The sequence below is a fragment of the Burkholderia lata genome (genome assembly GCF_902499025.1).
In the GTDB taxonomy this organism is placed as follows: domain Bacteria; phylum Pseudomonadota; class Gammaproteobacteria; order Burkholderiales; family Burkholderiaceae; genus Burkholderia; species Burkholderia lata_C.
This window is the reverse complement of sequence record NZ_CABVPW010000004.1, coordinates 303,079-317,498: the sequence shown is the minus strand read 5'-3', so window position 1 is coordinate 317,498 and position 14,420 is coordinate 303,079. Positions and strand designations below refer to the sequence as shown.

The window sequence follows — 14,420 nt, the reverse complement described above, 5'->3', positions numbered from 1 at the left end:
CTCAAGGTCATGAACACGATATCTCTAACGCACCGCTCGCAAAGCCCGTTTACACCGTTCCCAAATTCAACAGCCTGTTAGGAACGACGATTCACCGAAAACGAGCGTTGCTGCATCGATCGACACAAACTGCATGTCAGCGGACAGCATCAGGTAGGCGGCAGGCGACTTTTCCATGATCGGCGTGCTCTGCACGTACACCGCCGCGAGCACGCCATTTTCCAGATACAGGCCATAGCCGAACAACGAATACTGATCGTCCGTCGTGTCCTGAATCGTCACGTGGACGGTGTCCTTCGCGACGTTCTTCCCGCCGAACGTGGTCACGCGCTTGCGCTCGTTCGGCATGGCCAGCATGTCCGGCTTGAACACGAACGCACCCGTGCAAAGCCCGATTTCGGTTACGCGGTGTTCGTTCGTGCCCGTGTTGCCTTGCGCCACCAATGCGGCGCGCCCGGCGTCAGTCACCTGAATGAAATTTCCTGCCATGTTCATTGTTCCGTCAATGTCAGACGACGATAGAGCGCAGCCTGTCCACCAGCCCCGACCCCGATCGAGCCACTTAGCGAAAACCCCTGCGTGAAGGTGTAATGAGCGCGCACGGGCTTCGCTCGATCGACTTCGCGCAGAATGTCGGCGATGTAGTCCGCGGTCGGCGGGTTGCCGTCACGTGCGGCCACGGTCATGAATAGTTCGAACGTGTACGGCGTAGTGGGCGGCGTTTGTTCGAACCACTCCCGAAGAACGATGTTTCCGCCGAAGCTTTCGACTACTTCGCGCACCGCTGCCGCCGTGCCGTTCTTGCGCGCGATCGGAATTGCCGCTTTCACGCGTGCGCGGCGCACCTGTTCCGGCCATTCGTTTTTCCACGTGACGACGCCCAGATGCCACGCGAGCCACGGGAGCAGATCAAGGGGAATGCGGTCCGCGTTCATCAGGTCACGTAGGGGAACGGGAACGTTACCGAGCGGCGCATTGGCGCGCGCCGCTGCACGCATGAGCGGCGATGCGTTCGGCGGCAGGAGGTCATCCGCCATACACACCCCCGTGCTTCACCTTCAACGACGAGCAGAACGATGCCTGCGTCGACTTGATCGCAATGTCTTTCGTAGGGGAAAGGAGCACGACGCGCTCGACGCCTTCGGCATGCAGCGCGGCATAGATCCCGGACAACGGGATTTCCCGACCATTGCGGCGCGAGTTGTCGGCGAACTTCTGCGCGCGCGACTGTGCTTCCGAGATGACCACGCCCGAATCTGGCCCCGCGTATGTGTAGATGATTGCGTCGATGCCGTACTTCACGATTTCGGCACTTCTGACCGTCACCTTGTCCGTCAGCGGGCGAACATCGTCAGCACTCAACGCCGCCGCGACCGCATCGATTACGGCTTGCGGTGCCGTGCCGTCGCCTTCACGCACGAGCACCGACACGAGCACTTCGCCCGGAGTCGGGCTCGTCGCAGACGCGTCGAGCACCGAGCCGTGCGCTGCACGTGCGTGCGAGCGGTACGCACCTTCCGGCCCGGCAACGGAATAGCCTTGCGGCGCAAGCTGCGTGCGGTCGCGCAGATCGTCGTTCGACTCCATCACGGGGTCGGTGCCGGTATCCGGATCGCCCGGCGTGACCACCAGACGTTGAACGCCAAGCAGCGCCGCGAGCTGATCCAAATCGCCATCCATCGCAAACGCGAGCATCAGCGCACGCGCTGCATCGTTCACACGCTGGCGCAGGTACATTTCGCGATAAACGCTTTCCTGCAGCAAGATCGTGATTGCCTCGGATTGCAGTTCGAGTTTCGCCGCGACCGCCGCACGAATCTCGTCAGGCACGAGCGCGACGAAACCGGCCTTGCGCTCGGCAAAGAGCGATTCGAAATCGATTTCTTCGACTACGTTCGGCGCGGGCAGGCGCGACAGATCGATAACGTTTTGGCTCATGCCCGTACCCCCGACACGTCGACGGACGATTTCACGCTTACCGGAATCTGCCGACCGTTCACGGTCTTGTATCCCTCGATCAGAATCGGCACGCGGCCGTTCCTGAAATCGCCAGCGGCCAGCACAGCGGCGTCGAATGCCACTTTGGTGAGCGTAAGGCGCGGCTCCCACCGCATGATCGCGGTCGCGACCGCTGCGTAGACGCGCACGAGCAATGCGCGGTTCGCCGGGCCGTCGATCAGGTCCGGCAGTTCGGAGCCGAACGTGCGGCGCTTCACGCGCGAGGCGAGCGGCGTCGACATGATGATCGCGAGCGATTGCGACAGGTGCTCGTCGCCATCGATGAGTGCGCCGGTTTGTGCGTCCATGCCGCTCATGCGCCCGCCGAAAGAGCCGGGGACGTGATTGCGAACTCGCCCTTTGCTTGGTGCGGATGGTGGATCAAGCTTACGCCGCCCGCGTGATGGTCAGCGGCGGTCACAACACCCGCGAACTCGGCAGGTCCATTGATCCGCATGACAGGACCGGAACCGCCCTCGCCTGCCTGCCCGTCTGCACCCGACAGGAACACGAATGGACCTTCGACGGTGAGCTTGCCCTTGCACGTCGTCTGTTCCGCGTCGAGCGTGATCGTTTCAGCCTTCACTGTCGCGTCCTTCGTTTCCACGACGACCGACGCGGGCGCGACCATCCGAATCGTTGCACCCGCAGGCAGATCGACCGTCAACGCGTGCCATTCCTCGTCATACGAGATACGTGCGCCGTCATCGAACTGCATCACGTGCTCGGCGGTGCTCGTGCTCGGCGCGGGCCGATCTTCGGAATACAGCGCGCCGGAGACGATGCCTTGTGCAAGGTCGCCCATCGGGCAATCGATCTTGACCTGTTCGCCGAGCGTTGGCGCGCTCCACGTGCGCAGCGAGCCAGCGCGCGCCGTAGTCCAGCGAAGCCAGCCGGAGTGAAGCCCTTGCCCGTCCGATTCGTCGTCGCCGATCGCGACGCGGCACACCGGGTTTTCTGCGTCCGATGCGTCGATCGCGATCACGCGGCCGAGCAGCACGCTATTGCGTGCGACCCGTCGCGCTTCATTTGCTGCCGCTTGCTCCACTGTCGATGCTCCCGAATATCACGTGAACATCATGGCGCGCGCGCGAACGCCCGGCGAGCACATGCGGTCGTGCTCGTGCCGGGTACAAAAGGCGTGGAAATGTGGGAGGCGGGAGAATCAGGCGCGTGAAATTCGGCCTTCGAGATGCGCAATCAGCCGAGCGCGGATCGACTCGCGATCGTGCGCGGCGACCCCGACGAGCGCTCGGCGCGGGTACTGGTATTCGGGGCCGTGCGGCGCGACTGGCGCGCGCTCGCCATATTGGTGGACCGCCGCAATACGGGCGATGCGGCCCGCGAAGCCTACCGCCGCTTCGTCGGGGCTGGCTTCGACCTTCAACCATCGAGCGGTGCGCAGCTTCCGGAACATCGCTTGTCGACGGATGCGGCCCTTACGTGATCGAGCGCTCGCGCGCTTACGGGGCTCGTATGGTGTGCCGTCCGGGTTCAACTGCTGCGCGATGCGGTCGGACTGATGCCGCCGCATCTCGCGTGCGACCCCCATCAACGCGGCCCGCCGCTGTGACGGAGAGAGTCGTGCGAGCAGTTGGATCGCCAGCATTTCGAGCGCGTGCAGATCGTCGGTCATTTCTTCGGCCACGCCCCGGACACCAGATCACGCCCCGCGACCCACGCGGCCGAATCCCAATCGGTGCTCGCGGGCACGCTGTCATCGATGTGGGTGAACGTGCGTCGACCGTCATCGCCCACTCGTGCGACAACGCTTTCAGTGAGCTTGACGCGCACCGACAGGTCGACCGCGTTGTTGTTCAGCACGTCGACCTCGAACTCGATCCCGTGCGCCTCGTTGTCGCGATTCTGGAACAGATCGGGTTGATTCGCCTGCACCCACTCCACAATCGCCCCCATGACTGAATCCGTCGACCCTCCGAATTCCAGCATCACGAGGCGCGCGAAATAGCGGTATTCGAACGATGCGGTTTGTCCAGGCGATGCGGCGATGTGCCCGCCCTCAACGAACATCAACAGTCGGTCGGGATTTTCGGGAAGCCCCGGCACCGCCGCCGTGATCGCGGCCCGAAGCGAATCCGATTTCTTCACTTCGCGCCCGCCGTCGCCGTCGAGTCGCCGGCATCGCCCCGCGCCTGACAGTCAAAAATCATGTCCACGACAGCCGCGCAACGCGCCCACGCCGCTTTCGCGGCCGTCAGCGTCGTGCTCATGTCACCGTTCGTTTCTGGCGCCGTTGCAGGCATCGTGCAGCGTGTCACCGTCGGGCACGTGTTGAACGTAATCGCAAGCCCCGGTGATGGCGGGACTTGCGTGCAAGCGGGCAATGCCAGCAGGCAAGACAGTATCAGCCCATGCACGAGATTCGGGTGTTTCATTGATGATCCTCCGGGTTGCGTCCTCGATCCGCTTCTGTGCGTTGTCGATCTTCGATTGCGTGACGCCGAGCCGCTGTTGCAGCTTGGCGTTCTCCTGCGCCGTCGCCAGCAAAGCCGCAATTGTGTTGTCACGTGCCGTCACGGCTTCGCGGGCCTTCGACGCCTCGATCTGCGCGGCCCGCAGGTCGCCGCGCAGGTCTTTGACGTAGCTCACCGCGCCCCATGCCGCGAGCGCGGCAACGGCGACAGCGAGCAGCCGCCCGACGAGCGGGCTCATGCGCCGACCGTGTAAGTCGCGTGCTCACCGCTGAAATTCGCGGTCAACACCTGTCGGCGGGGTTTCTTGCCGTCAGCGGCGAGCCCGATATGCACCCACCGCCCGCCCTCGTGAATGACCTGATCGAACGGCAGATTCGACGCCGCGAGCTTGCGCACCACGTCGAGCGGCGAGCCGAATGCGGGGCAGACGAAATCTGCCGCGAGCCCGTGAAGGTGCGCGCTGTCTGATACGCCGCCGACCGCGCGATTCAACGCCGGACACCGGTATCCCGACGAAACCACCATCGGGTTTCCGCCGAGCAGCACGCGGGCCTGTTCGAGCGTCTGCGCGAGGCGACGCAGGTTATCGACCGTTTCGGCCGACGGCGTGTTGTCGATGCCGCGCTTGCGCGCTTCGGTGCTCGCGATCAGTTCGGCGAGCGAGAAATGATCAGTCAACTGCATGTGTTCTCCCTGAATCCAGTCGTGAATAATCTATCGGCTCGCGTCGACGCCGCGATCAACCTCGCGCAGCGCGCGGCCTAGCATCCGATCGAGCACCCGCGAACCGCCGTAGCCGGACAGCGTGATAACCCCCGCCTCCAACACTGATTGCAGGTCGAGCCATTCCGAACCGAAGAACGCGACCAGCCCGGCGACCAGCGACACCACCGTGTCTTTCGCGATTTCCAACGCAACCGAGCGAACCGGCGGATCGTCAGCGGCCAGCTTCTGCAACGTGCTCGCGAGCCCGCCGATAAACGACAGCAGCAGGCACACCGCAAACGCGGCGGCCGGAATGTGCGCCAGATCGTCGCCGAACGTGATCGACGCGGCCCACGCCGACAGCGGCCATACCATCAGCATCCAAAGCCAGTGGTAGCGAATCAGGTTTTGCACACAGCCCTCCGATGACGTTTTTCGAATAGATCGTGAAATGCCATCGCCAACGACACGACGGCCATAGAGACGGACACCGCGTAAGCGCCCCACGCATCGTCAAGGACAGGCGCGAGCACGAACGGCGGAACGAGATAGCAGAACGCCGCGTACACGTACAAACCACGCCGCATGTCGGCGAGCCAAACACACACGAACCGGCCCCGAAGAATCACATTCGTGAGCACGTCCGCCGCCTGCATGGATGCGACGCCGAGCATCGCGTAAAACGGCGCGTAGACCAGCAGTCCGCCGTGCCCGAGCATCATCAGCGCGAGCGGATACTGCGTGATGCCGCTGCGCGGTGCGGTCGCCAGTACCGCCACCATGTAGGCGATTCTCACCACCGTGGACAGCGCGCGGCGATCATGGGTATTGGTGAGCCTTTGCATGTTCACCTCAGTCAAAAATTTGAATCAACGGGGCCGTGCCGGACACTGTGGCGGGGTCGGGAATCTCCACCTGATATCCGATCGGCAGGAACAGCCCCACGTCGGCGATGCCGGGGTTCGCCTCCAATACCGCCTCCACGACGCCATCGGTTCGGCCGAGCACACGCCAGCAGAGCGCATCGACCGTTTCGTTTTGGAGTGCGTGCGCTTTCATCAGATCAGGTCCACCGTGACGCGACCGCGCCGCATCATGTCGGACATCGCCCAATACGCATCACGCCGGGCGTCGTCCGGCACGCAGTCGAGCGCGTCAGCACGACGTGCGCCGTCTTTCGACGTGTCGTAATCCCGGTAGCGCTCGGCCAACTGCGCCCGAGCCCACCCATACACGGCGCGCCGGAAGCGCTGTATCTGCACGTTCTCCCCGTCGATTTCGAGCGGCGACGTTGCCGACAGATCGAGCGCCCCGGCGCGCTCGCTTTCGGCCCGCCAGTCGGCCAGCACATCGCACGTGTGTGCGATGCCTTCGATCAGCGCCTCACGTAACCGGGCGTCCGTGATCGTGCCGTCGACCAGCCGCAGCACGGCACGCGCATCGCGCATGTCGATCGGTGGATACCAGCTATCCACCCGAATGACCGGCGCGACCGACGGATCGTCGGGTGCGGGCGCACTGGCGGCAGGCACCGGAGCGGTGGAAATCAAATCGCTCATGTCGGCACCGCCGCGATGTAGGTGTGGCGGTGGACGCGTGCCGTTTGGTGAGGCTTTCCGCCTACCGCCCGGCACGCGTGCCGCCACGTCGCGAGGGACACGTTACGCATCCACGCCCTCACCGTCGGGCATGGATGCAGATTCATCGCCGGACAACGTCGCTTCGAGCCGCGCGATATCGCGCTTGACGCCGATCTTGTCGTTCAGGTCAAACGCACGCCGAAACGCGGCGAGTGCCACCGCCGGTTCGTTCGCGGCAGTCGCGAGCCCATACGCCTTGAACAGCTTCGCCCGAATCTGATCGACCATATCGAACGGCTCGGTCAGATCGATCACTTCGGCCAGCATGTACGGCGGCACGTCGGCCGCGTCCGCGAACTCTTCGGCCACGGTAGCGGGTAGCGTGCGTTCAAACTGCGCAGGCATGGTGAGCCCGTGGCGGATCGCGTAGCGCGCGATATCGAAAGCACCGCCCATGTCGCCCGCATCGAGCCGCCACAGCATGATCGTGACCAGCACATCGTCCTGACCGCCTGCGTCGCGGTTCAGCGCTTCGCCGACGTATGGCACGTAATCCGGCAGGATTTCGCGCTTGATCGCGACCTTGCGCGCGACGGATTGCGTTTCCTTCAACCGTCGCTGATCGGTCGCGAGCTTGGCGCGCATCATGTCGGACGCCCTGTCCTGGCCGCGCTGCACGCTCGCCGCGATCGGCTCGTCAGGCTCGCTCACGGCCACCGACGCGGCGACGCGCATCAGGTGCCGGGTGATCGGGGTATGCCTCACCATGCCCGCCCCTTACTGACCTGCGCCCGGCGCAGCCGGATCGTCAGCACCCGGTGCACCCGCGAACACGATGTTTTCGAGCAGACAGCCCGCGCCGAAGTCCTCGATCACATACGCTTCGTTGCTCGACTCGAAGAATTCGAGCTGATCGCGCTTCGGGTTGTCGATGATCGCGCGGCGACGGCCGCTGATTTCCCAGTAGATCGACAGGTTCGACAGCATCGTGACCAGCATCTTGCCGCGCGGCATGAACGGAACCTGCATCGCGCTCACGTTGCCCATACGCTTCTGGCTGATGATGAGACTTGCGGCGATCGATTCGGTCGGCGGATTGTCCCGGTTCACGATCGGGAAATACTTGTCCAGCATCGTGTCCCGGCCACACAGAACCACGAGGTCCGGATTGTCCGCATACCACGGTTCGATCAGCGAATTGATTGCCTCGTACACGAGCGCGTCGATATTCGCGTAGTCGGCACCAGCACCGCCGATCATGATCTTGCCCTTCGCTTTGCCGTCCGCGACAACGCGACTCGGCGCTTGCTCGCGGTACTTCTGGAGCCAGCCCTTATTCACGTCCTCCAGATTCGGGTTCTTCGTGCGGTCGGACGTGTTGGCCCGGCTGATGCCATTGAACCCTACGCGGATGCGATCGAGTGCTTGCTGCTGCGCGTTCGCATCGCGCACCATCGTTTGGAAATTCGGCGTCGTCGCCCACGCGTCCAGCTTGTTGTAACGCAGGTGCGTGTCGAAATTCGTCTGCGAACAGAAATAGCGGTTCGGATCGAGATCGGTCAGATCGACCGTTTCGCGTTCCTTCACTTTCGTGTCGGTCGTGCTCGCGATCGGCGCGCCGACCAGCAGACCGAGCTTTTCGCCCTCCTGCGCCGTCACACCTTGGACGTTGATGCGTTTCAGGAGCGCGGCCGATTCCTGAATTCGCTTTTCTACCTTTTGCTGCACGCTCGGCACGACCGAAAATTTCTTCGAAACGTCGCTGACGCCGTTCAGGCGCGCGATGTTTTCGGTGTAGCGGTCAACCGCGCGTTGTGTATTTTCCAGCATGATTTCTCCGATGAATCGATGTTTCGCCTAGATGAGCCGACCGCGATCAGCAGTCCGTCGCATCCCATTCGCCGCCAGTAGCGATCGGCCGTTGCGTACCGCCCGGCTCGGCTTCGAGTCGCTGGCTCAGGGCACTGAACGCCGCGCGGTCCTTCGCACCTTCCGATTTCAGCGCATCGATTTCGCGGCGCATGCCTTCGATGAGCACCTGTTGCGATGCGCTGTGGTACGACAGACGCGAGGCGATATCCGACGGAATTGCACCGCCATTCGAATCCGCGGCCGGTGCCGCCCCAGCGCTTTGTGCCGGTGCTGCTGCGCCACCATTGCCGCCGATCCCGAACAGTTCGGCCAGCTTCGACGTCACCATCGATGCGAACGACGCCGGCGACACGGCCGGGCTCGCCTCGTGTTCGCTGAATAGCGATGCGGACTCGACTTCGACGCCGACCGAGAACAGGTTTTCCGGCGCAAGCTTGTGCGACTTGAAGTAGTCCGGGTTCTTCGCGGAGAACGCGAGAATTTCGGTGCCGAGGCTGGCGGGGCTGTCGGTCACGCCGAGGCCGACCATGTACGCCTTGCCGCTTTCCGCGAAATTCGGCGAGATTTCGATGCTCGTGTAGACCTTCTGGCGCGCCTTCGTGATTGCCTTGAGGTCGTCAGTCGGATCGATCTGCGCGAACAGTGCCAGCTTGCCGTCCTCGACCGCACGCGCCTCGACTGCCGTCACGTCGCCATAAGCGCGGAACGGGCCATCCGGGAAGATGCCGCGATAGTGTTCGAGAAACACGCGCGCGCCATACGTCGCCGGGTTGTACGTGTCCGCCATTTCTTGAATCTGCTGTCGCGTGATGGCGCGACCGTCCGTAGTCGCGCCCTCCGTTGCCACCCGCACAAACTTCATCGTGTTTTCTCCCTGTTGGTTCCTGTGCGCTGATTAAGCGGTTCCGTCATCGTGCGCGTGCGCCGTCGGCCCATCAATGCGGTGCGTTGCGCGTGCGGCCGGGTACAAATTCATGCGATCGATTTCCCCCGCGCGCGCGCATACGCTCGACGCATGGAAAAACCTGCAAACCCCTTCGCCGATTTCCCGGCTGCAAATGACAAGACCGAAACGAACGTGACAAGCCTCGCGACGCGACGCGTCGCGCGTGATCTGTTTTGGGGCGGATGGAAAATCCGATCGATCGCCGAATACATCGGCGAACCGCGCTCGACTGTCGAAACATGGAAGCAGCGCGAGGGATGGGACAAGGCAACGTCGACGGACAAGGTGTCCGATGCACTCACGACGCGAATGCGCGTGTTGATCGCGAAAGACCCGAAGGAACCGCGCGATTTCAAAGAGCTTGATCTACTCGGCCGCGAGATGGAGCGGCAACAGCGCATGCAGGCTCGCGCCGAGCGTATCGAGTCCGGCGCGACCGAGACGAGCACCGCGAGCGGTAGCACGCCGCGCGTATCGTCGCGCTCGTCGGGCCGAAAGACCACACGCAACGCGATCACGCCGGAGCAGCAACAACGCATCCTCGACGCGATCCGCGACTCACTGATCGGCCATCAGAACACGTGGTATGAGAACCGCCATTTGCGCCGTCGGAACATCCTGAAATCCCGGCAGATCGGCGCGACGTTCTATTTCTCGCACGAAGCGTTCGGGCGCGCACTCGAAACCGGATATAACCAGATTTTTCTGTCCGCGAGCCGCGCACAAGCGCACGTGTTCCGCGCGTATATCCAGAAATTCGCATGGGAGGCAGCGCAGGTTGAACTAACCGGCGATCCAATGTGGCTCCCGAACGGCGCGGGCCTGATTTATCTCGGTACCAGTTCGCGCACGGCACAGAGCTATAACGGCGATCTGTATTTCGATGAGTATTTTTGGGTCAACAAGTTTGCGGAACTGAACAAGGTTGCGAAGGGGATGGCGACACATTCGCATTTGCGGATGACGCACTTCTCTACGCCGTCCACCACGACGCACGAAGCCTATCCGTTTTGGACCGGTGCGGATTTCAACCGCGACCGACCTGACGACGAGCGGGTTGAAATCGACGTTTCGCACACGTCGCTCGCGCGCGGGCTCGCGTGTGGCGACGGGCAATGGCGGCAGATCGTGACCGCCGAGGACGCGATTGCATCCGGATTCACGAAACTCGACTTGGAGGACTTGCGCCGCTCGAACAGCCCGGCCGACTTCGAAAACCTGTACATGTGCCAGTTCGTAGACGACACCGCTTCGGTGTTCGCATTCCGGCTCGTGCAGGCGTGCATGGTCGATTCATGGGACGTATGGACCGACGTGAAGCCGTTGCTTGATCGTCCGTTCGGCTACCGCCCGGTCTGGATCGGCTACGACCCCGCGCTTACGGGAGACTCGGCCGGGTGCGTTGTCATCGCACCGCCCGACGAGCCGAACGGGAAATTCCGCGTTCTCGAGCGCCATCGCTGGAAAGGCATCGACTTCGAAACGCAGGCAGACAAGATTCGCGAACTGACGCAGCGCTACAACGTCACGTATATCGCGATCGATACCACCGGCATTGGTCACGGCGTCCATCAGCTTGTGCGCCAGTTCTTCCCGCGCGTTGTCGCGTTGAACTACTCGCCCGAACTGAAAAACCGTCTTGTCCTGAAAGGCATGTCGGTGATCGGAAAAAAGCGCCTGGAATTCGATGCGGGTATGACAGACCTCGCCCAATCGTTCCTGTCCATCCGGCGCTCGATGACGCCGAGCGGCGCAAAGATGACCTACACCGCCGCGCGGAATCAAGAAATCGGCCATGCTGACCTTGCATGGGCCTGCCTTCACGCGCTCGACAATGAACCCCTCGAAGGTGCGAGCCGCGCGCGCAGCACCGTGGAGATTTGCTAATGACTTCCGACTTCGTACCTACCGCACAAGATATCGCCACGCGCGCACCGCTGTCGTCGGTCGAATCGTTCACGTTCGGCGACACCGTTTCCGCGATGGACGGAGCCGATATTCTCGACTACGCCGAGCTATGGGCGGTCGATGATTATTTCGAACCGCCCATCAGCCGCGAAGCGCTCGCGAAGTCGATGCGCGCCGGGACACATCACGCGTCCGCGCTGTACTTCAAACGAAACGTGCTCGCGTCGACGTTCATCGAACATCCGAAGTTTTCGCGTGACGCATTTCGTCGCCTTGCGCTCGATTTTGTCGTTTTCGGCGACGCTTACCTTGAACGCGAGCGCAACCGCATGGGCGGGGTGCGCAGCTATCGCCCTTCCCCGGCGAAGTACACGCGACGCAAGACGGACCTACAGAATTTCGTGTTCATCGACGGTTGGCTGCGCCGCCACGAGTTCGATACAGGCTCCATCTTTCAACTGATGGAGCCCGATGTAAATCAAGAGGTGTACGGCATGCCCGAGTACATCGCGTCTCTACAGTCCGCGTGGCTGAACGAGTCGGCCACGCTGTTCCGGCGCCGCTACTATGCGAACGGCTCGCATGCCGGGTTCATCCTGTACGTGAACGACCCGAGCATGGACCCGGAGGACGTGGACGCGATTCGGAAAGCGATGCGCGATTCGAAGGGCATCGGCAATTTCCGGAACCTGTTTCTGCATTCCGCGGCACGAGGCAGCAATGGCGAGAAAGGCGCAGTACAACTGATCCCGATTTCGGAAGTCGCCGCGAAAGACCAGTTCTTTGACATCAAGAACGTGACACGCGACGACTCGCTTGCGGCGCACCGCATCCCGCCGCAGCTTATCGGCATCGTGCCGAGCAACACGGGCGGATTCGGAGCGGTCGAACCAATGGCACGGGTGTTCGCCCGGAACGAACTGGTACCGCTCCAACAGCAATTCCTCAAAATCAACGAGTGGGCGGGAGAGGAAATCGTGCGGTTCAACGACTACGTGTTGCCGGTCGCCGCCTGACCGTCCGAAGTGCCAATTCTGGCACTTTTCGGTGCTGCGTCTGGAATCGCGCGTTGCACGTCTGTCTGCGTCTGGAAAATCACCCCGAAAATCGCTGAACCCCGCCCCGCGCGGGGCTCGGCCGGTCGCACGGGTTGCGTCTGGAATCGCCGTTTCTTTTTTGCCCGCAGGCGCGGAGGGGACTGCGAAATTCCGGGGCGGAATGTGTGATCCGCCCCCACCTACCGCCCACGCGGGACGGCCCGGCCGAGCCCGTATCGAGCCCGCCACGGGCCTGCCGCTGCCGCGCCCGACGCGCGACCACATCACGCACATGAACCGCGTAGAAGCCCGGAGAACCAGCCGGACGCATGGGGACGATTCCGCGACGTGATATCACTTTTTGATTGCACATTGATATCATTTTCTGCTATCATTTGGGCATGAAATCGAAACACGCCCGCACCCTCGCCGCGATCTTCACGAAGCCCACATTGGGCGGGATCGTGTTCTCCGATATTGAATCGCTCGTCGCCGCACTCGGCGGCGAAATCCACGAAGGCGCAGGGTCGCGCATCGCCTTCGAACTGAACGGCACGCGTCGCTATCACCACCGCCCGCATCCGGGCAAAGAGGCGAAGCGGTATCAGGTGGAGGACTTGCGCGACTGGTTTATCGAAATGGGAATCAAGCCATGAACAACGCCATGTCTTACAAGGGATATTTCGCCCGGATCGATTTCGACGGGCGCGATAACATTTTCGTCGGTCACGTGCTCGGCGTGGACGACAAGATCAGTTTCCACGGCGAAACGGTGGACGAACTGTCGCGGGACTTTCATGCGGCCGTCGATCATTACCTTGACGACTGCAAGCGCGCAGGACGCGAGCCGCAAAAGGCAGCGTCCGGCAAGCTGATGCTGCGTATCGACCCGACTGTTCACGCAACCGTAGGCATCGCGGCCGCCCTGTTGGACGAAAGCATCAATCAATGGTCTGAGGAGGTGCTTGGGCGCGCGGCCCGTGAAGTGTTGGAGCACGCGGGGTACAGGGTGACCGACGCCCGGCCCGAAGTGCTTACTGGGGCTTCACGCCCTTGAGTGAGCGTGCGAGGCCAAGCAACCTAGAAAAATGACCGGGAGCATCCCATGTCACGCGTTCGATTTAGCGAAGAAGGTTATGCAGGTCAATCGATCACTGCGCTTAACAAGATGCAGCGCGACCGGTTTCCTGACCTGTTCGCCTTGGCAGATCTCTGTTCATCCGTCTCAATGGACCTGTCGCGCCTCTTCGGAACGCAAATGAACCGCCGCACACTTACGATGAAGCAGTATTTTTGTCGAAGTGTGTCCCACTATCAGGCTGCGGCAAGTCTCGCGGCGGGCGGGATGGCGATCGAATCGATGGTACTAACGCGAGGTCTGTTTGAAACGGCCTTTGTGATGATCGCCATTGCGAGCGACAAAGTGACATGGGATGAGCTTTCGAGCACAGATTTCGCTGGCAAGACCAAGCACGCGAAAACGCTTCTGCGAGACATCAAGCGATATCCCGGTATTGAAGGTCATGCCGAAATGCTCACGGATTTTGCGACGGCACACGCGGACGCAAAAGCGATCGATCTATACGAGTTTGCGCGACGCGGCGATGCGCTAGGTGCATACGACGGGATATATCGCATCCTGTCTCACACTGTCGCACACCCTTCGCTGTCCGCAGTAGACGTGTACATTAAAAACGAAGGAAACGGCCAGCGCTCGCTCGAGTACCGGCCGATTGTTGAGCAAACGCCGCGAGCCGTCTTGAGCGCCTGCCACGGCATCCTGATCGCCTGTTCCAGCGTGGAAAAAATCGGGACGCGAACACCTGAGACGAACACGGCGATTGCGCTCGCGCTCGCCGAACTGGAAAACCTCAACACTAAATATAGCCCGTGGAATCCGCATGCCGCTCAAGCCTGACGCATGCCCTACGATTTCAGA

At 62.1% G+C, this 14,420-nt stretch carries 21 protein-coding genes and 1 pseudogene; 5 read left to right on the top strand and 17 right to left on the bottom strand.

What is annotated here, in order from left to right:
- Positions 1–78 precede the first annotated feature (78 nt).
- The 17 genes and pseudogenes from BDI24065_RS06250 to BDI24065_RS06175 all read right to left on the bottom strand — a co-directional run.
- Positions 79–489, bottom strand: a pseudogene (locus BDI24065_RS06250) (phage tail protein); the annotation flags it as partial.
- 2 nt (positions 490–491) lie between these two features.
- Positions 492–1,037 carry a phage tail protein I gene (locus tag BDI24065_RS06245; protein ID WP_175030480.1) on the bottom strand — a complete coding sequence of 182 codons (546 nt, stop codon included), beginning with the start codon at positions 1,035–1,037 and terminating at the stop codon, positions 492–494.
- A complete protein-coding gene (locus BDI24065_RS06240; RefSeq protein ID WP_175030479.1) occupies positions 1,027–1,938 on the bottom strand; it encodes a baseplate assembly protein in 912 nt (303 codons plus the stop codon). The genes BDI24065_RS06245 and BDI24065_RS06240 overlap by 11 nt, the downstream gene beginning before the upstream one ends.
- Positions 1,935–2,306: a GPW/gp25 family protein gene (locus BDI24065_RS06235; RefSeq protein ID WP_438819998.1), complete on the bottom strand. Its 372-nt coding sequence runs from the start codon at positions 2,304–2,306 to the stop codon at positions 1,935–1,937. The genes BDI24065_RS06240 and BDI24065_RS06235 overlap by 4 nt, the downstream gene beginning before the upstream one ends.
- 5 nt (positions 2,307–2,311) lie before the next feature.
- Positions 2,312–2,998 (bottom strand): phage baseplate assembly protein V, encoded by a 687-nt coding sequence (locus tag BDI24065_RS06230; protein WP_254609696.1) that lies wholly within the window; start codon positions 2,996–2,998, stop codon positions 2,312–2,314.
- A gap of 165 nt (positions 2,999–3,163) precedes the next feature.
- A complete protein-coding gene (locus BDI24065_RS06225) occupies positions 3,164–3,634 on the bottom strand; it encodes a phage virion morphogenesis protein (RefSeq protein WP_175030476.1) in 471 nt (156 codons plus the stop codon).
- Complete coding sequence (locus tag BDI24065_RS06220; protein ID WP_175030475.1) at positions 3,631–4,107, bottom strand: phage tail protein; 477 nt, start codon at positions 4,105–4,107, stop codon at positions 3,631–3,633. The genes BDI24065_RS06225 and BDI24065_RS06220 overlap by 4 nt, the downstream gene beginning before the upstream one ends.
- Positions 4,104–4,343 (bottom strand): Rz1-like lysis system protein LysC, encoded by a 240-nt coding sequence (gene lysC, locus BDI24065_RS06215; RefSeq protein ID WP_254609695.1) that lies wholly within the window; start codon positions 4,341–4,343, stop codon positions 4,104–4,106. The genes BDI24065_RS06220 and lysC overlap by 4 nt, the downstream gene beginning before the upstream one ends.
- The gene (gene lysB / locus BDI24065_RS41000; protein WP_175030473.1) at positions 4,231–4,671 is read right to left on the bottom strand and encodes an Rz-like lysis system protein LysB; all 441 of its coding nucleotides are present in this window, start codon (positions 4,669–4,671) and stop codon (positions 4,231–4,233) included. Before lysB ends, lysC begins: the two co-directional genes overlap by 113 nt.
- Positions 4,668–5,117, bottom strand: a complete 450-nt coding sequence (locus BDI24065_RS06210) for a D-Ala-D-Ala carboxypeptidase family metallohydrolase (RefSeq protein ID WP_175030472.1) — start codon at positions 5,115–5,117, stop codon at positions 4,668–4,670. The genes lysB and BDI24065_RS06210 overlap by 4 nt, the downstream gene beginning before the upstream one ends.
- Positions 5,118–5,147: 30 nt before the next feature.
- On the bottom strand, positions 5,148–5,552 hold the full coding sequence (locus BDI24065_RS06205) for a phage holin family protein (protein ID WP_124583518.1): 405 nt from the start codon (positions 5,550–5,552) through the stop codon (positions 5,148–5,150).
- Positions 5,540–5,983, bottom strand: a complete 444-nt coding sequence (locus BDI24065_RS06200; protein WP_175030471.1) for a hypothetical protein — start codon at positions 5,981–5,983, stop codon at positions 5,540–5,542. Before BDI24065_RS06200 ends, BDI24065_RS06205 begins: the two co-directional genes overlap by 13 nt.
- A gap of 7 nt (positions 5,984–5,990) precedes the next feature.
- Positions 5,991–6,197, bottom strand: a complete 207-nt coding sequence (locus BDI24065_RS06195) for a tail protein X (RefSeq protein WP_175017027.1) — start codon at positions 6,195–6,197, stop codon at positions 5,991–5,993.
- On the bottom strand, positions 6,197–6,697 hold the full coding sequence (locus BDI24065_RS06190) for a head completion/stabilization protein (protein ID WP_175030470.1): 501 nt from the start codon (positions 6,695–6,697) through the stop codon (positions 6,197–6,199). Before BDI24065_RS06190 ends, BDI24065_RS06195 begins: the two co-directional genes overlap by 1 nt.
- 102 nt (positions 6,698–6,799) lie before the next feature.
- On the bottom strand, positions 6,800–7,486 hold the full coding sequence (gene gpM / locus BDI24065_RS06185; protein WP_174953158.1) for a phage terminase small subunit: 687 nt from the start codon (positions 7,484–7,486) through the stop codon (positions 6,800–6,802).
- 9 nt (positions 7,487–7,495) lie between these two features.
- Positions 7,496–8,548 (bottom strand): phage major capsid protein, P2 family, encoded by a 1,053-nt coding sequence (locus BDI24065_RS06180; protein WP_174914034.1) that lies wholly within the window; start codon positions 8,546–8,548, stop codon positions 7,496–7,498.
- A gap of 46 nt (positions 8,549–8,594) precedes the next feature.
- On the bottom strand, positions 8,595–9,452 hold the full coding sequence (locus BDI24065_RS06175) for a GPO family capsid scaffolding protein (protein WP_175030469.1): 858 nt from the start codon (positions 9,450–9,452) through the stop codon (positions 8,595–8,597).
- A gap of 153 nt (positions 9,453–9,605) precedes the next feature.
- On the opposite strand from BDI24065_RS06175, the gene BDI24065_RS06170 reads away from it, so the two are divergent.
- The 5 genes from BDI24065_RS06170 to BDI24065_RS06150 all read left to right on the top strand — a co-directional run bounded on the left by BDI24065_RS06170 (position 9,606) and on the right by BDI24065_RS06150 (position 14,399).
- Positions 9,606–11,423: a terminase large subunit domain-containing protein gene (locus BDI24065_RS06170; RefSeq protein WP_175030468.1), complete on the top strand. Its 1,818-nt coding sequence runs from the start codon at positions 9,606–9,608 to the stop codon at positions 11,421–11,423.
- Positions 11,423–12,460: a phage portal protein gene (locus BDI24065_RS06165; protein WP_175030467.1), complete on the top strand. Its 1,038-nt coding sequence runs from the start codon at positions 11,423–11,425 to the stop codon at positions 12,458–12,460. Before BDI24065_RS06170 ends, BDI24065_RS06165 begins: the two co-directional genes overlap by 1 nt.
- 422 nt (positions 12,461–12,882) lie before the next feature.
- Positions 12,883–13,137 (top strand): type II toxin-antitoxin system HicA family toxin, encoded by a 255-nt coding sequence (locus BDI24065_RS06160; protein WP_015875749.1) that lies wholly within the window; start codon positions 12,883–12,885, stop codon positions 13,135–13,137.
- A complete protein-coding gene (locus BDI24065_RS06155) occupies positions 13,134–13,538 on the top strand; it encodes a type II toxin-antitoxin system HicB family antitoxin (protein ID WP_175030466.1) in 405 nt (134 codons plus the stop codon). The genes BDI24065_RS06160 and BDI24065_RS06155 overlap by 4 nt, the downstream gene beginning before the upstream one ends.
- A 48-nt stretch (positions 13,539–13,586) precedes the next feature.
- On the top strand, positions 13,587–14,399 hold the full coding sequence (locus BDI24065_RS06150; protein WP_175030465.1) for a DUF5677 domain-containing protein: 813 nt from the start codon (positions 13,587–13,589) through the stop codon (positions 14,397–14,399).
- Positions 14,400–14,420 lie beyond the last annotated feature (21 nt).

Coding starts and splice junctions, on each gene's coding strand:
- gpM (WP_174953158.1), bottom strand. CDS start 7,486: ATGGTGAGGCATACCCCGATCACCCGGCACCTGATGCGCGTCGCCGCG.
- BDI24065_RS06150 (WP_175030465.1), top strand. CDS start 13,587: ATGTCACGCGTTCGATTTAGCGAAGAAGGTTATGCAGGTCAATCGATC.
- BDI24065_RS06240 (WP_175030479.1), bottom strand. CDS start 1,938: ATGAGCCAAAACGTTATCGATCTGTCGCGCCTGCCCGCGCCGAACGTA.
- BDI24065_RS06235 (WP_438819998.1), bottom strand. CDS start 2,306: ATGGACGCACAAACCGGCGCACTCATCGATGGCGACGAGCACCTGTCG.
- BDI24065_RS06155 (WP_175030466.1), top strand. CDS start 13,134: ATGAACAACGCCATGTCTTACAAGGGATATTTCGCCCGGATCGATTTC.
- BDI24065_RS06195 (WP_175017027.1), bottom strand. CDS start 6,197: ATGAAAGCGCACGCACTCCAAAACGAAACGGTCGATGCGCTCTGCTGG.
- BDI24065_RS06170 (WP_175030468.1), top strand. CDS start 9,606: ATGGAAAAACCTGCAAACCCCTTCGCCGATTTCCCGGCTGCAAATGAC.
- BDI24065_RS06175 (WP_175030469.1), bottom strand. CDS start 9,452: ATGAAGTTTGTGCGGGTGGCAACGGAGGGCGCGACTACGGACGGTCGC.
- BDI24065_RS06210 (WP_175030472.1), bottom strand. CDS start 5,117: ATGCAGTTGACTGATCATTTCTCGCTCGCCGAACTGATCGCGAGCACC.
- BDI24065_RS06160 (WP_015875749.1), top strand. CDS start 12,883: ATGAAATCGAAACACGCCCGCACCCTCGCCGCGATCTTCACGAAGCCC.
- BDI24065_RS06225 (WP_175030476.1), bottom strand. CDS start 3,634: ATGACCGACGATCTGCACGCGCTCGAAATGCTGGCGATCCAACTGCTC.
- BDI24065_RS06245 (WP_175030480.1), bottom strand. CDS start 1,037: ATGGCGGATGACCTCCTGCCGCCGAACGCATCGCCGCTCATGCGTGCA.
- BDI24065_RS06180 (WP_174914034.1), bottom strand. CDS start 8,548: ATGCTGGAAAATACACAACGCGCGGTTGACCGCTACACCGAAAACATC.
- BDI24065_RS06165 (WP_175030467.1), top strand. CDS start 11,423: ATGACTTCCGACTTCGTACCTACCGCACAAGATATCGCCACGCGCGCA.
- BDI24065_RS06190 (WP_175030470.1), bottom strand. CDS start 6,697: ATGAGCGATTTGATTTCCACCGCTCCGGTGCCTGCCGCCAGTGCGCCC.
- BDI24065_RS06200 (WP_175030471.1), bottom strand. CDS start 5,983: ATGCAAAGGCTCACCAATACCCATGATCGCCGCGCGCTGTCCACGGTG.
- lysB (WP_175030473.1), bottom strand. CDS start 4,671: ATGAGCCCGCTCGTCGGGCGGCTGCTCGCTGTCGCCGTTGCCGCGCTC.